Raw genomic sequence first — 15,500 nt, 5'->3', positions numbered from 1 at the left:
TTTGAAGTGCTTGGTATTGGCTTAGGCGTTGGCGGGGACGGATGCGTGGATTCTGAATTGGTTTTCCAGCCTTCCGATCCCGTCGATTTCGGTGGTGAGGAGGTCGCCGTCGTTCAGGAAGCGCGGCGGTCTCATGCCCATCCCCACTCCGCCGGGCGTACCGGTCAGGACAAGGTCTCCGGGGCGCAGGATAGTGAACTGGGAGATGTAGGAAAGGAGTTTCGCCGGTCCGAACACCAAGGTGCTGGTGTTCCCGTGCTGCACCAGCTCGCCGTTGACATAACCGCGGACCTCGAAGTCGCCGTCGAGCTCGTCCGCGGTCACCAAGACCGGGCCCACCGGGGTGGTTCCGTCGAACGCCTTGCCTTGGAACCACTGCAGCGTGCGGTTCTGCCAGTCGCGCATGGAAACGTCGTTGGCGATGGTGTACCCGGCAATTGCCGCGAGGGCTTGGTCCTCGTCCGCGCGGTACAGCACGGAGCCGACCACGACGGCCAGCTCGGCTTCCCAGTCGACCTTCGCGCTGTCGTGGACGTGGATGGTGTCAGCCGGCCCGATAAGGGTGTCCGCGTACTTCGCGAAGAGCGTGGGGTATTCCGGCAGTTCGCGGCCCATCTCCTGAATGTGGTCGCCGTAGTTCAGCCCGCAGCAGATGACTTTTCCGGCCCGTGGAAGCAGGGGTGCCAGTTCAGGGTCAGTGATGCCGTGGCCTCCGGCGGTTGCCGCTTTCTCTACGATGGTTCGCCACTGCGGCTGTGCAAGAAGCGCCCCGACGTCGGTGCACGGCAGCGCGAGGTAGGAGTCGGCACCCGTGGCGAGCGCCGCCGTTGTGCTTCCACCGACCATCCGCAGTGTCGCGAGTTTCATGCGTTCTGTCCTTCCAGTGCTGCTTCCCGAAAATCTGTATGTCGACTTTTTTACGATCGTCACATATGCTCAACGTAGCACGGCAGGAATGATCTGCACAGAGGCTTTTCAAAAGTTTTCGTAGTAGCCACAACGAGGAGGAACAACATGGGCCACAAGACCGTCAATCCCGGGTCGCTCCCGAAGCCGTCGGGCTTTGCGCACGGAATGCTTGCCGGAAACACGCTGTTCTTGGGTGGGCAGACGGCCCTGGACAAGGACATGAACATCGTTCCCGGCGGGATCGTAGAACAGTTCACCCAGGCGTTTTCCAATGTGCTGACTACCCTGCGCGAGGCGGGCGGATTACCCGAGGACCTGGTCAGTGTGACCATCTACCTCACCGACGTGGACGACTACATGGCCAACGGCCGCGAGATCGGGCGGATCTGGCGCGAAATGGCCGGATCCGACTATCCCGCCATGGCTGGAATCGGCGTCACGCGGCTTTGGCAGAAGGAAGCCCTCATCGAGATCCAAGGCATCGCTGTCATCCCGGAGCGCTAGCCCCTGCGGCACAACCCCCAGAAGTTTCGAGCAAGGAGACAACGATGTCACACAGCTTCGACCTGATTAAAAACCGCGAACGCGGACTCAAGCGCGAACTCACCAGCCCACAGTTGACCATGATCGCGCTGGGCGGTGCGATCGGCACTGGGCTTTTCCTCGGAAGCAAGTTCGCAATATCTTTCGCCGGACCCAGCGTCCTGCTGAGCTATGCGATCGGTGGCCTGATCGCAGTGATGCTGATGGGCGCGCTGGCAGAGATGACCGTGGCCCATTCGACCACCGGGTCCTTCGGTGCTTTCGCCGAACACTACATTTCGCCCCTCGCCGGATTCCTGGTGAAGTACCTCTATTGGTCCTGCGTCGTGCTGGCCGTAGGCACCGAGGTCCTTGCGATCGGGGACTACATGAAGCTGTGGTTCCCCGGAGTCCCACCACTGTTCTGGATCCTGCTGTTTGCCGGGGTCCTCATCGCCGTCAACATGTTCAACGTCAAGGCCTTCGGCACCCTGGAATACTGGTTCTCCAGCATCAAGGTGTTCGCCATCCTTGGATTCATCCTGCTCGCCGCCATCCTGGTCTTTGGAAAGCGAGAGGCTGGTTACGGAATCCACAACTACACTGCCGAGGGCGGGTTCTTCCCCAACGGCGTGTCCGGCATGTGGGTAGCCGTGATTGTGGCGATCTTCAGCTACCTCTCGGTGGAGATGATCGCAATTGCCGCGGGCGAAGCGAAGGATCCGGGAACGGCCGTCAAGAAGGCGTTCAAGGTCACGGTATTCCGTCTCTTCCTCTTCTACATCCTGACCCTGGCGCTGATCCTGGCCATTGCACCTGTCAGCCAGATCCTTGCCGGAAACAGCCCTTTCGTCACCGTCATGCAGGTCATTGGCATTCCGTTCGCCGATTCAGTCATCAACGTCGTGGTGATTGTGGCTGCGCTTTCAGCCATGAACTCGCAGCTCTACATCTCCACGCGCATGATGTTCAGCTTGTCCCGCGCAGGGCAGGCGCCCGCCGTGTTCGGGCGGCTTCACAAGAACGGTTCCCCGGTCAATGCACTGGTCCTCTGCACAGGTGGAATCGCCGTGGCGGCCTGCGTGTACGCCCTGAATCCGGAGTCAGGCTTCACCTTCATGATGGCGCTGTCCATGTTCGGAGCCATGGCCACGTGGCTCATGATCTTCGTGACCCATCTGGCGTTCCGACGGGCAGCGAAGCGCGACGGGACGGCTCTGTCGTACAAGCTGCGGTTTTACCCGGTGGCCTCCTGGGCCGGAGCGATCCTCATGGTTGCCATCATGGTCACCACCCTCTTCGTTGACGCCTTCCGGATGACACTGATCTTCGGGGTTCCGTTCGCCATCGGTATCGTCGTCCTCCACTTCGTCCTGAAGAAGGGCCGCAGAGGCTCCGCTCAGGGAACTGCAGAGTCCGACGCCGACGGTTCTGCAACCGGCGACGAAGGCACCACCTCCGGGCCCGCCGTCGTCGGATCCGGCTCCGACGCCGACCGGAACATGGAAGGGGCTGTGCGCTCCTAGGGTGTGGTGTGGGCCGGCCGCATTGCGGCCGGCCCACCTGCGTGCTGCCTGGACTTGCCCACGAGAACTGGTTGCCGCAGAGTTCCAGTGAGTCACGGGCGAATTCGTGTCAGCGCGGCGTCCACAACCGTCCAAGCCATCGCGATTGCGCCTTCGATGAGCGCCTGATCAGCTCGCTCCGAGGCTGCAGCTTCCGTGAACGCGGACTGATGGTTGGACACAGGCGAGTCACAAATCTTGACGTGCGGATGAAGGCTTGGGACGACTTGGGAGACGGCGCCGAAGTCGGTGGAGGCACGGAATGCGCGGGCTTCCGGATCCTGCGGAAAGCTTCGGCCTAGGGCCTCCGCATTCTGCTGATAAAGCGAGGCCAGCTGCGGCGACTGCACAACATTCGGGTATGTCAGTTCCCATTCCAATTCCACTGTGCACCCGGCCGCGAGGGCCGCCCCCGTGAAGCAGGCCTCGACACGTGGGACCATATCCTCAAGGTCCCCAAGGGTCTGGGCTCTGATCCCGTAGACACCCGCGGAACTTCCTGGGATCACGTTGGCAGCAGAACCGGCACTCGTGACAACACCATGGACTCGGGTGTCGTTGGGGAGCTGCTGGCGAAGCAAACCGACGGCGACCTGCGCGATGGTCGATGCGTCGGCGGCGTTCGCTGCCCCCCATGGCGACGCGGCGGCGTGCGAGCTCTTACCCGAGAACTCGAAGGAGAAACCGGTGCTCGCGAGGAAGCCTGGCGAGGCGTCTTCGAATGGCGCAGGATGAATCATCATGGCCATGTCGGCACCGATGAATGCACCTTGTTCCAGCATGAGGATCTTGCCGCCGCCGGTCTCCTCTGCCGGGGTGCCCAACACTTCGACCGTGAGATCGAGCTGCTCAGCCACGCCCTTCAGTCCGACAGCGGCAGCGACTGCGCATGCTGCGATCAGGTTGTGGCCGCAGGCGTGGCCAAGCTCTGGCAATGCGTCGTACTCTGCCACCACGATCGCTTTGAAGGAGCCTGCTCCGGCAACTGCGGAGATCGCGGTGTCCAGCCCAAAGGCGCGTTCTGTCACTGTGAATCCGGCTGCGCGCAGCTCGTTCGCGACTTCCCTGCTGGACTTAAACTCGGCAAAACCGAGTTCGGGCATGCCGTGGATGCGATGGCTGAGGTCTATGGCCCGGTCGCGAAAAGCCTCTATCTCCGCCTGCACTGCCCCTTTAATGGCGTTTCGAAGTTCGGTATTCCTGGTGGCAGATGCACCCATGGTCGCGGGGATGGCTGCGTTGGCGCTCATAGGTCGGCCGCCGCAACGAATCCGACAGCATGGCCTTCGGGCACGGCAAAGGACCCACCTCCTGGCGCGGTCGTCAGGAAAGCCCACACGAATCCCGTGACGGGCATCTTGACCTCTTCCAACACCGACCCATCCATGCCCACGATGTGCGCAACAATGCTGCCTTGCTCCATAACTGTTCCTGGATCGCAAACCGGGAATAGAACGCCTGACTCGCGGGAGGTGAGTACCCCATGGTAGGTGAAACTTCCTTGGAGCTTTTCAACCAACTGGGGTGCAACCGGTTCCTCCAACATTCCTAGCTTGGACATGATGTTGAGGACACCTCGGACACCCGCTTCGTATCCTTGGTGTCCATGCTCGTCGAGCAACTCGACCATCAGACCCGGAATACCATGTGCTGACGCGGCAGCAGCGGGCTGGCCGTCCACGGACCCCACCTTCTCCGCGGTGCCGTCCTCTGGGTCGGTCATCAGCACCGGGGTGACGCCGAACGCTTCCGCCATTGCGCGCTGGACTTGGCGGACCTCGGGTGAGGAGCACTGTGCCGCGAACTCCATCGACATGGGCACGGCCGGCTCCGCGTTGTTGTGCAAATCGATGTAGTGAGTCGCGACATCGAAGAGACTGCGGACTTGCGCCCCTATCCGCAGCGTTGGTGATCCGGCTGGGTCGCTGGGCCAGTAGCACGGCATTCCGAGGTGGATGCCGTCCTCGGGCGAGGCGTAGGTCGCGCGGTCGAAAGCAAGGGGATTGGTCACCGGAACTGAGATCAATGTTCCTCGCAGCCTCGCCGGGTCAATGCGCGCGACGAGCTTGAGAAGTGTTCGTGTTCCCGTGATTTCAGTGCCATGCGTGGCACCAGTGACAAGAAGGACAGGACCAGGCTCCACCCCGTGCATGATGCTTACCGGCACACTGACTACTTGTCCGGAGGCGGACGTGGTGGCGGTCAGGCGACCGTGTCGCAGTTCCCCTGCGGGTACGTGGAGGGATCCGACCTCGAATACGCTCATTGCGGGATTCCTTAATGTTGGTTTCACGATGTGGCAGGCGTCGCTGTGGAGGCGAGGCAGCGGTGGGTTATGGCATCGGTGGTTAACTGATCCCCGGTCAGCTCTCCGGAGACGGCCCCGTTCTTGATGACGATGACTCGATGACAAAGATGGGCGAGATCCTCGTATTCACTGCTCGCGATCACGACGGAGCAGCCGTCTTGGGCTGCGCGGTTGATCAGGTCAAAGAGAGTCTTCTTTGCTCCCACGTCCACGCCGTTGGTCGGTTCGTGGAGGAAGAGAACGTGGGGACGGGTGAGCAGCCACTTGGCAAGGATTAGTTTTTGCTGGTTGCCGCCGCTGAACGAGCTGAGGGGCAGATCGGGCGCCAGTGGCCGCAACCCAACACGGCGCATCGCCTCGATTGCGTCCTTGTGCTCCTCTGAGTAGGCCATGCGACCCGAACGCCAGTAACGCCTCATGGTGGCCATTGTGAGGTTCTCGGCCGCCGAAGCCGCCATGAGTCCGCTGGAGGTCGCCCGATCTGCGGGGATATACGCCATCCCCATGCTCATGGCACGGCGCGGTCGAAGCCACTTCTGCTCGACTTCCGTGCCCTTGACTTCGACTTTCCCTTCTCCGCGGCTTGCGCCGAAGCACAGACCGATGATCTCCTCGAAACCATCTCCCACGAGGCCCGTCAGCCCGAGGATCTCTCCGCGGGACGCCACGAATGAGACATCACGCGTTTCTGCTCCGCTGAGATTTGTAGCCCGTAGGACGGGTTCAGTCACGCTCGTATGCTCGGACGGATAGAGGTTCGTGAGCTCCGTGCCAAGGATGGCCGTTATGAGGTCGTCGGTAGTCGCTGACGCGACATCCATGGTCGCCACGACTTCGCCTGACCTCAGGATGGTCGCCCGATCGCAAATATCCTTCACCTCGTCGAGTCGGTGCGTCACAAATACCACCGAGCTACCGGTGGCCTTGATCCTGCGGAGGACCTCGAATAGCTGGTGCACCGCGTCCGCCGGGAGGTAGGCTGTGGGTTCGTCTAGGACGAGCACACCCTTTTCCTCGCCGCTTATGGACTCGATGCCCCTGATGATCGACAGCATGGCCCGCTCTACTGCGGACAGGCGTCCGACCACCGCGTCGGGCGAGAGCCCGAGCCCGTACCGTCGGAGGGTCTCCTCGGTATAGGACCGCTGGGCGCGCCAGTTGATCCTTCCCCACTGTGTTCGGTAACGCCCTAGCCCTAGCGTCTCCATGACGGTGGATGAAAGGACCAGGCCGAGATCCTGGTGCACAAATCCAAGCTTCAGGCGTTCTGCCGTCTTAGGGTCGATCGGGAGTCCCTCCGACCGGCCGGACACCGTGACGCGGGGAGCATTGTCTGCCGCGTAGCCCCCATCCGGGGCGATCTGGCCGGCGAGGAGTTTGATCAGTGTGGACTTGCCTGAGCCATTCTCGCCCAGTAGGGCATGGATCTCACCGGACACGATGTTGAGATATGCCTCCTTGAGGACGGGACGGGCGCCGTAGGACTTAGTGAGATGCTCGGCCCGGAGCAGGGGCTCCTGGTTCGTTGAGTTCATGGTACTGATCACCCTTGCCAGAGCCGGGTGTAGAAGGTTCGGAAATCGAACGAGCCGTACCAGTCGCCGGACTTCTTCGCCAGGTCGATCGTGTCGATGTTGGCCCGCGTAAATGTCCGGTTCGGGACCTGCTCGTCTGCAACCGCGTCCTCGCCTGCGATCGCGCGCATCGCCTGGTCAACCGCCGCCCACCCCATTTGGTAGAGGTTGGTCCCTACTGTGGCCGCCTCCGGGTCCGCCTTGTCCTGGAGCCCGCTCAGCGCCCCGACAATGGCGTTCGAGCCCACCAAGCGGATGTTTCGGCCAGCGAGCCCGGTGATCGACGGCTTGATCGCCAGATTCATGTCGTCGACAAGGCTCACAACGTAGCGGGTTTCTGGATTGCGCTGCAGAAACGCGTTGACCTGCGGTTGCAGGAGGGACGACCAAGCTTCCAAAGGTGCGTCCTGCACGGCGACCTTTGCATCGGGGCACAACTGGGCGAACTGTTTCGTGAACTGGTCGACCATATCGGAACTCGAGGTTCCGAAGCTCGAAGAGCCCAGGTAAAGCACACCTGCGTGGCAAGACGAGTCCGCAGCCACGAAGTTGGCCTGCCGTGTGCCCACGTCGTTCGTTGCCGACGCGTAGGCGAATACACCGATATCCGCAAGTTCCTTGGAGACCTTGCCCGGCGCGTCACTGCCGACACTGATCACAGGGATCCCGTGGCTTTTGGCCCCGGTGATGCTCGATGCGACGCTCTTCGGGGGCGTGCCCTGAAGGAGGATGACGTCGACGGATTGGGCAACTGCCTGATCTACGAGGGAAGCGGCCTTCGGAGGATCGCCCTCGCTGTCCGAAACAGTGACGGTGGCACCCGCCGCCGCGGCGCCCTCCTTGACGCCGGCAAGAACGTCCTGGCTGAAGGGGAAACTGAGGCCGCTCGCGATGAACCTGATGTTTTTGCCCCGTAAGGAAGTCCCGTTCTTGACCGACGGGATCTTGGGACTAGCGGTCACCGGCGCAATGTCGAGGGCTAGCGCCTTGGTGGCGATGCTTTCCGGGTTTGAGGTCCCCGCGGCATTTGTGCTCTCACTCGCTCGTTGACAGCCCGTCATGCCCAGGAGCGCAACGGAAATCACGATGGGCAGGATTGCTGCACGTTTCTGTCTCATCATTTGAAATCACCTAAATTTTGTTTGGGTCGAGAACGACATTGTTCTTGGATGCTTATGCGCGAATTGTTCGGCCGTTGCGGCGGGCCGCAAACGTTGAGAGGGCGACTCCCAGGATCAGGGCCATGCCGTAGAACACCTGCGTCACCCAGCCGGCCAGTCCCAAGAGCTGGAGCCCGGTGATGCCGGTTGCGAGGAAGTATGTCGCGACCGCCGTTCCTAAGATGTTGAAACGACCGGGCGTGAAACTGGTGGATCCGAGCATCGCGGCCGCGAACGGTGCGAGCGCGTAGCTGGTACCAACGTTTGGGTCGGCCGAGCCGAGCACTCCGGTAAGCAGAACTGCGGCCACCGCGCCAAGAAGGCTGGATACGATAAGGGACCCGGCTCGGATCGCGTCCACTCGAACTCCGGACAGGCGAGCTACCTCTCGTCCGGCACCTGTGAAGTACAGGCTGCGGCCGATGGGCGTGTGCTGGAAGACGTACCACGCCACCACAACCACACCCAGGGCGTAGAAGAAGACGAGCTGGATCCCGCCCACAGTGCTTCGGGCGGCATCGACCAGGTCCACAGAGATGCCGGTGACGGTGAGGTTATTGAGCCCCAAAGCGAAGCCGATGAGCACCGAGGTCATCGCGAGCGTCACAATGAGTGAACTGATCCCGATACGGACGACGAAAAAGGCGTTCACGCATCCGACTACCAACCCAATTGCCAGCGCCACGAGCACTGTCGGCATCAGCGGCCACCTTTGGATGACGTTTAGATACCCCATCGTGACCACCGTGATCACAACTACACCGCTCGACGACAGATCGAACTCCCCGGCGGCCATGGGAATGGTCACTGCGATTGCCACGATAAGGACCGTGGCCTGCGAACTCAGAAGGTAACCCAAGTTCGAGCCTGAGAGGAAAACTCCGGGCAGGAGCACGCCAAAAGCCACGATCATCAGGGCCCAGGTGATAATCAGCCCGAAGCGCGAACCGATCAGAGCGATCCAATCGTGACGCCGCAACCTGGGCTCGGCCAGGGGTGCGTCAGTCGTGTTTGCGGGACGGGATGGTCCGTCCTTAACCAGGCCGCCGCGAGACGTCGCGGGGGAGGCCGCAGGGTCTTGTCCGATTCGCGTTTGCGCCATTTTGTCACTCCTATGGATCTCACTCAGTGCTTGCGCGTTGTCGCGCTTTAAGGAAAGTCTGAGGTCAACGATCATAAGAGGCAGAAATTTGTTTGAATTCAGCAACAACACGGCCAAAATTGTAGGAAAACGATCCTCGCTCCGGGTGGTTGGGCTCAGTCCGTCCACGGTCGGAGCGGGACGACGCCCGCGGACCGACCATTTTCTCCGAGAAGCCTGCCCATTCGCTTGACGGACCGCAGATCGATAACCCGGTTAGACACAACTACAAAGGGAAACCGCTCAAGCAGGGTTGCCTCTACCGCCTCGATCTCTCCCAGCGAGTGGAGCCAACAGGTCGCCATGAGATTGTTGGGTCCTGTCGTTGCCGCCGCGACACGAACTTGAGAGGATCCAGCCAAGCTCCGACACACCTCCTGAAGCCTGTTCGCGGGAACCTTGCCCCAGATTGTTGCCGAGATGGGCCAGCCAAACACTGGCGCGGCAAGATCGCACCTGACTCGCACCACCCCACTGTCAACAAGCCGGCCCACGCGACGCCGGGCGGTCGCCGGGGTCACGCCCGCCTGTGCCCCCAAATCCTGGAAGGCCATTCGGCCGTCCATCACCAACGCGTCCAGCAGAGAACGATCCACTGGATCTAGCTGCGGCATCTCCCGGCGGTCGAGCGGATCCCGTGAAGTTACTGATGCGAGCCTGCCAACCTGACCGGCGTCCATCGCGCGGAGCCGCCAGCGGCTACCCTCTCCGTACAGTGTGGTTACAATCGATACTTCGACACGGTCAACTCCGGGATAGCTCCCCAGCCGGCTCAATACACTCTCGTGAAGCGAGTAGAGGCTGCTTGAGAACACCGTCATGGAAAGATCGGGCGCGCCCCCCGTGATTTCCAAGGTCGCCACTGAAGGGTCGTTCTGCAGCCTTACGACCAATTTTTCCCGAAGCCGTGGACGGCACCACATCAAGACGAACGCGGTCACGCCAACAGTGTGAAAAGCCGGACCGGGCGTAGCGCTCACCCAAGCGAGCCCGGCTTCGCGCAAGCGGTCCCACCGGCGAGCCAAAGTGATTGGCGCGACGTCCAGCGCCTGGGAGATCAGAGCCCATGGCGCGCGCGGCGCGCGCTGCAGTGCCTCCAACAACGCCAAGTCAAGCTCGTCCGGAGCGATGGATTCGTGCACAATTCCTCGACTATTTGAAGGTTGCTTCCCTGATGAGGCGGGACGAGACGACCCCGCGTGGCGTTGGCCGCGAGACCTGTGCGCGAACTTAACAGTCGACTCGGCGGTATGTCAACGTCCGTGTTGCCTCGCTGGATCGCACTAGGGCGCCACCAGGTCGATGCTGCCGTGGATGAGTTCGTGCGCGTGCGCTGCCGCGAGGGGCGCGGCAAGGCGATGAACCGCCTGGAACGTCTCGCGAACCGCCGGACCGCGCCAGTCCTTCGGGAGGTATTCCGACGGCAGGTTCGGGTCCCGGTACGGGAAGCGGCGCCACAGCGTCAGCATGGGGATGTAGTAGCGGAAAGCATCCCGGCGCAGCTGGGCCGTCGAGTTGGCCAGGGCGGCCTCGGGATCATCTCCTACCAGTGCGGCCCAAAGATCTCCAGCCCCTTCGTAGAGATCCAGGAACTCGGCGAATTGCTCGTCGATGGCCTTTAGATCCCACCATTCGGCCACCTTCGGACGCATGGGGCCTTCAAACAGGTAGTCGCCCCGGAAGAAGTCCACAAACTGGATGAGACCGCGCGAGGCAAGCCGCTCCCGGGCCTGATCAAGGACTTGGGCCGGCGCGATCCACACCCCTGAGGCCACGGATCCAAAACCGAGCCCGGACAGCTCGGAGCGTAGTTGGTGCCGGCGGTTCCGCATAGATTCAGGGACGGAAAACACCGCGAGGACCCAGGATTCCAACTGGGCGGATCGATCGGCGGCGAAGATCCTCCGGTCGCCCTCGCGGAAGACGTCCAGAACGGTGTCAGAGAGCTCGTACTTGGCGACCCCGTCCTGGCGGACGCTTTTGAGGACACCTTTGGCCTTCAGCCGCGAGACCGAGGAACGGACTCCCGGCGCGTCGTAGCCGAGGTCGCCCAGCATCGAAATCAGGACGGAAACAGGGAGGGCATCGCCCGAACTCCGGCCGTAGAGCCCATAGATGGTGACGATCAGCTGCTGGTGACGTACCGGCGGAGCGGGCATGTCCGTCATGGTTCAGAACCCCGGACTGTTCGGGACCGCTACGCCAGCAGCCTGCCGGATCCGTTCCGGCCACGGCTGGGCTGAGGCTGAGCCCGCTGGCACGTGTGCTGTGGTCAATGTCCCATGTGCAGCCAGGCCGCCCGGCGAGTTTGGATGTGCGTGGCCGTAGACCTCGAACGCAAGGGTCATGGACGTACGGCCGACTTTTTGGATCTTCACGGTTGCTGTCACCCGTTGGCCAAACCACAGCTTGGCCGTGTAATTGACTACTTGCTGCACTCGCGGAGCACTCGGGAAGTACTCCGGAAGCGCCAGATTGCGGAAGAGCTCTGCTTCGGCAGCCTCGACCCAACGCATGATCGCCGAATTGTGTTGATGGCCCGACGCATCGGTGTCCACCCACTCCACAGTTCTGTCGATGCTTGCCTGCATCACTGCCGGCGCTTCGGTGCCATCCACGGTTCCCCCTTCGGCGACGCTGTATTGCTCAGGCCGCCTTCAATTGTATACATCAAGTGACGGCCGTTCGGAACCCGATATGCCGAAGCGGGGGTGGCCCGGGCGGAACCAATCACGGAAGCAGCCATATAGCCTCCTGAAACGGTGAGTTAGTCGCTCCCTATTCACATTTGTGGCATCAAAAGTGAATAGCGGCGGTCCTGGTCGTTCCTCAGGCGCGCATCCTTACTCTGCGAACAAGCCCGCCAGGTCCTCCGCCGTGAGCGCGCCACCGGACAGGGCGTCGCCTTCCATGACGTCCGCGAAAAGCTGGGACTTCCTGGTCTTGAGCGCCATGACCTTTTCCTCGATCGTGTCCTTGGCCACCAGGCGGTAGACCATGACGTTCCTGGCCTGCCCGATCCTGTGGGTGCGGTCCACGGCCTGCGCTTCGGAGGCCGGGTTCCACCAAGGGTCCAGCAGGAACACGTAGTCGGCTTCGGTCAGGTTCAGGCCGAAGCCGCCGGCCTTCAAGGAAATGAGGAACACGGGCGCTGCGCCGTTCTTGAATTCGCTCACGACGTCGGCCCGGTTCCTGGTGCTGCCGTCGAGGTAGCAATATTCAATGTCCTCCGCCTCGAGCCGCTCCCGGACCTTGCCCAGGAACCCCGTGAACTGGCTGAAGATGAGCGCCCGGTGCCCCTCGGCAACGATGTCCTCCAGCTGTTCGAACAGCACATCCAGCTTGGACGAGCGCACCGCGGACAAGGACTCGTCTACGAGGGAGACGTCCAGGCTCAGCTGCCGCAGCAGGGTGAGCGACTGGAAAATGGTGAAGCGGTTCTTATTGACGTCGTCGATGAGCCCCAGGATTTTCTGCCGCTCACGCTGCAGGTGCGTCTGGTACACCTTCTGGTGCCGCGGGTTCAGCACCACTTCGAGCACCTGCTCCTGCTTGGGCGGCAGGTCCTTGATCACTTGCTCTTTGGTGCGGCGCATCATGAGGGGACGTACCCGACGTCGGAGCTTGGCGAGCTGGGCCTTGTCGCCGTTCTTCTCGACCGGTTTTTGGTAGTACTCGGCGAAGCGGCGCGGGCTGGAGAACAGCCCGGGTGCGACAATCGAGGTCAGCGCCCAGAACTCCATGAGGTTGTTCTCAAGCGGCGTTCCCGTGATGGCCAGCTTGAAGGACGCCGGGAGTTTGCGGGCGCACTGGTAGGCCTTGGACTGGTGGTTCTTGACGAACTGGGCTTCGTCGAGCATGAGCCCGGCCCATTCCTTGGCTGCGTAGGCCTCGTAGTCGATCCGGAAAAGGGCATAGGAGGTGATGACAACGTCGGTTCCGGCCATGGCTTCCTGCGGATCCGCGCCGGACTTGGCGAAAGTCTCTCCGATGGTCTTCACGCTCAAACCGGGCGCGAAGCGTTGAACCTCTGCAGCCCAGTTGCCCACGACGCTGGTGGGAGCCACCACCAGGAAAGGAGCGGAGCCACTCGCACCGGCCGGGCCATCGGCGTCGGATTCAGCTCGCTCCTTCGCCGCGCACATCAGGGCAATCGCCTGCACTGTCTTGCCGAGGCCCATGTCGTCGGCCAGCACACCGCCGAGGCTGTGCCGGTACAGGAAACTCAGCCAGTTGAAGCCCTCCAGCTGGTATGGACGCAGCTCCGCATCGAGCGAGCCCGGCAGCGGCAGTCCGGTCACGCCGTCGTCGAGCAGGCCGCCCACGGCCTCGCGCCAAGCAGCCGCCTGCTCATCGACAATTCCCAATTGCGCAAGCTCATCCCAGAGTCCGGCCTGGAAGCGGCTGATCTGGAGGGTGCCGTGCCGGTCCGGGTTGTCCTGCAAGGACCTGGCTTCGTCGATCAGCGCGCGGAGCTGGTGCAGTTCGGGCAGGTCCAGCGAGAAGTAGGCGCCGCTCGGCAGCAACATCCGGCTCTGGCCAGCGGCGAGGGCGGAAAACACCGCGGCGAAGGACACCGGTTCGCCTTCGAGCGTGATGACGATGCCGAGATCGAACCAGTCGCGGCTGTCGGTGGCCTTCGTCGAGATGGAGACAACGGGAGCCTCGGTGGCCTCGCGGTAGTCGGCGATCTCACCCGAGGTGTCCACAACGACGTCGGGCAGCTCGCGGAGCCGGGGCAGCACCTCTTCGGTGAAGGCCAGGGTGTCGAGCCCGTCCAGAGCTACCGACGCCGCTAGCCGCGGAGCCCCCCATCCGCCGCTCGACGACTCGCCCAGCGCGCCAACCACGTCCCAAGGCCGGCCCAAGGTCTCCAGGATCCGGGCTTCCTCGGCGTCGTCGCGGTAGCCGTGGTCGTCCGGGTGCCGCCAGAGCGGCTGGGCCGTCACAAGCTTTCCGGCTTTGTAGTGCCACTCCCAGTGCAACCGCACGCGGTGGTCGGAGCCGTAGTTCGCCAACAGGGACAGCGTGGGCACTGCCAGGACCGGCAACTCCACGGAATGGTCCGCCGCCGTGACCCGGGTGGACTGCTTGAGCTTCGGATAGAACGCCGTGAGGAATCGCTCTTCGTCCTTCGCCGGGATCTGGAGCCGGGATGCGCCCATGACGAAATCGAGGAGTTCCTGCGACTCGCCGCCCTCCAAGGGGGCCAGCGTAATCAGGTTCTCCGGTGCCGACACCCCGGGCAAGTGGCCCTCGCCGGGACCAGTGAAGAACAAGCCATGCGCCGGACGCCCAAGCAATCCCAAGGTCGCGGGATCAAGAGTGTCCCCGCCCAAGGTCACCGACGGCGCGAGCTGCAGGCCGTCGTCGGGCCGGCTGAGGTCAAGCCCGACGACGGCGGGCTCCGCGGCAACGCGGACCGGCTCGCTCCCGCCGGAGTGGATGAGCGAAACCCCTATCTTCTCGGCTTCGGCCAGCAGGCTCCACAGGTTCTTGCCGGCGAATTCGTTGAGGAGCATCCACATGCTCGACGTGAGCTGCCGGTAGTCCGCAGTCGAATGCGCGGCCAGGAAGTTCTGCATCCAGTCGATATGGGCTTCATTGAACTCGCGCTTGTAGCCAAGGTAGTTCAGGTTGGTCCAGGAAACGCCGCCCCGGATCCACTTGCCCTTGGCTCCCATCATCACCGGACGGGCCTTGAGCTGGCGCACGCTGCGGAGCGGGTCGCGCCGGCCTGTGTAGGAGAAGTGCGGGGCCGGCTCTTCCACTTCGAAGGCAAGGGCCAAGGGGAGGCCCTGGCCTTGCGGGGTGGTCCCTGGAGTGGCGATGAGCTTGCTCAGTGCCTGCTCCCAGGCCGGCCGCTGAACGATTGCTCCGGGCTGGGCCGTCTGCCCGAACGCGGGCGCGCTGAGCAGCTGTGCCCGCACGGCGGGATGGTCTTCGGCCGCGAAAAGAAGGGCGGCCACGTGTTTGCAGTCCTTCCGGACGGGGCAGCTGCACACGCCCACGGTGCAGCTCCAGCCGCCGGGCTTGCGGACCAGCTTGGCCGACGTTGAATACGGCGACGGGCCGCTGCCCCTGACCTTGCCCATCATCAGGCCGGTGGCGGAGTCGAAGGTGATGCCGCTGACCCGGCTTCCCATGGCATAGGCGAGGCCGGCCGCGAGGGAGCGGTCGTTAATGGCGGGTGTCTGAATCGCCAGTTCCCAGGAATCGTCTGAGTGGGAAGGCATTCGTTAAGGCTACTTTCGGCAGGAGGCTATCTATGAATCCTAGGGCCCACTGAGCGGCCCTGAAACTTTGCCGGACGTTCACCTC

12 protein-coding genes and 1 pseudogene are annotated in these 15,500 nt (G+C 62.7%); 2 read left to right on the top strand and 11 right to left on the bottom strand.

The window, feature by feature from the left end; genetic code table 11:
• Positions 1-21 precede the first annotated feature (21 nt).
• On the bottom strand, positions 22-867 hold the full coding sequence (locus OIT41_RS18020) for a fumarylacetoacetate hydrolase family protein (protein ID WP_241709439.1): 846 nt from the start codon (positions 865-867) through the stop codon (positions 22-24).
• A gap of 147 nt (positions 868-1,014) precedes the next feature.
• Here OIT41_RS18020 and OIT41_RS18015 point away from each other — a divergent pair, with 147 nt between their 5' ends.
• Both OIT41_RS18015 and OIT41_RS18010 read left to right on the top strand, forming a co-directional pair.
• Positions 1,015-1,413, top strand: coding sequence for a RidA family protein (locus OIT41_RS18015; protein WP_241709440.1), 399 nt, complete (start codon positions 1,015-1,017; stop codon positions 1,411-1,413).
• 44 nt (positions 1,414-1,457) lie between these two features.
• Entirely contained in the window at positions 1,458-2,957 is a 1,500-nt protein-coding gene (locus OIT41_RS18010) for an amino acid permease (protein WP_241709441.1), read from the top strand.
• A 92-nt stretch (positions 2,958-3,049) separates the two neighbouring features.
• On the opposite strand, the gene OIT41_RS18005 is transcribed toward OIT41_RS18010, so the two are convergent.
• The 10 genes and pseudogenes from OIT41_RS18005 to OIT41_RS17965 form a co-directional block, all read right to left on the bottom strand.
• Entirely contained in the window at positions 3,050-4,246 is a 1,197-nt protein-coding gene (locus OIT41_RS18005; RefSeq protein WP_241709442.1) for an amidohydrolase, read from the bottom strand.
• Positions 4,243-5,262 carry a succinylglutamate desuccinylase/aspartoacylase family protein gene (locus OIT41_RS18000; protein ID WP_241709443.1) on the bottom strand — a complete coding sequence of 340 codons (1,020 nt, stop codon included), beginning with the start codon at positions 5,260-5,262 and terminating at the stop codon, positions 4,243-4,245. The genes OIT41_RS18005 and OIT41_RS18000 overlap by 4 nt, the downstream gene beginning before the upstream one ends.
• Before the next feature lie 23 nt (positions 5,263-5,285).
• Positions 5,286-6,839 (bottom strand): sugar ABC transporter ATP-binding protein, encoded by a 1,554-nt coding sequence (locus OIT41_RS17995; protein WP_241709444.1) that lies wholly within the window; start codon positions 6,837-6,839, stop codon positions 5,286-5,288.
• An 8-nt stretch (positions 6,840-6,847) separates the two neighbouring features.
• Complete coding sequence (locus tag OIT41_RS17990) at positions 6,848-7,999, bottom strand: sugar ABC transporter substrate-binding protein (RefSeq protein ID WP_241709445.1); 1,152 nt, start codon at positions 7,997-7,999, stop codon at positions 6,848-6,850.
• A 52-nt stretch (positions 8,000-8,051) separates the two neighbouring features.
• Positions 8,052-9,140: an ABC transporter permease gene (locus OIT41_RS17985; RefSeq protein WP_241709446.1), complete on the bottom strand. Its 1,089-nt coding sequence runs from the start codon at positions 9,138-9,140 to the stop codon at positions 8,052-8,054.
• A 155-nt stretch (positions 9,141-9,295) separates the two neighbouring features.
• Complete coding sequence (locus OIT41_RS17980; protein ID WP_241709447.1) at positions 9,296-10,120, bottom strand: Lrp/AsnC family transcriptional regulator; 825 nt, start codon at positions 10,118-10,120, stop codon at positions 9,296-9,298.
• Positions 10,121-10,225: 105 nt separating this feature from the next.
• Positions 10,226-10,321 (bottom strand): annotated as a pseudogene (locus OIT41_RS21030) (hypothetical protein); the annotation flags it as partial.
• A 141-nt stretch (positions 10,322-10,462) separates the two neighbouring features.
• Positions 10,463-11,347: a PaaX family transcriptional regulator C-terminal domain-containing protein gene (locus OIT41_RS17975; RefSeq protein ID WP_241709448.1), complete on the bottom strand. Its 885-nt coding sequence runs from the start codon at positions 11,345-11,347 to the stop codon at positions 10,463-10,465.
• A gap of 3 nt (positions 11,348-11,350) precedes the next feature.
• Positions 11,351-11,797: an acyl-CoA thioesterase gene (locus OIT41_RS17970; protein WP_241709449.1), complete on the bottom strand. Its 447-nt coding sequence runs from the start codon at positions 11,795-11,797 to the stop codon at positions 11,351-11,353.
• Positions 11,798-12,022: 225 nt separating this feature from the next.
• Complete coding sequence (locus tag OIT41_RS17965; protein ID WP_264637031.1) at positions 12,023-15,415, bottom strand: DEAD/DEAH box helicase; 3,393 nt, start codon at positions 15,413-15,415, stop codon at positions 12,023-12,025.
• Positions 15,416-15,500: the final 85 nt, after the last annotated feature.

The sequence above is a fragment of the Arthrobacter sp. YA7-1 genome, from assembly GCF_025960325.1.
Taxonomy (GTDB): Bacteria; Actinomycetota; Actinomycetes; order Actinomycetales; family Micrococcaceae; genus Arthrobacter; species Arthrobacter bambusae_A.
This window is presented reverse-complemented; position numbering and strand designations above follow the sequence as displayed.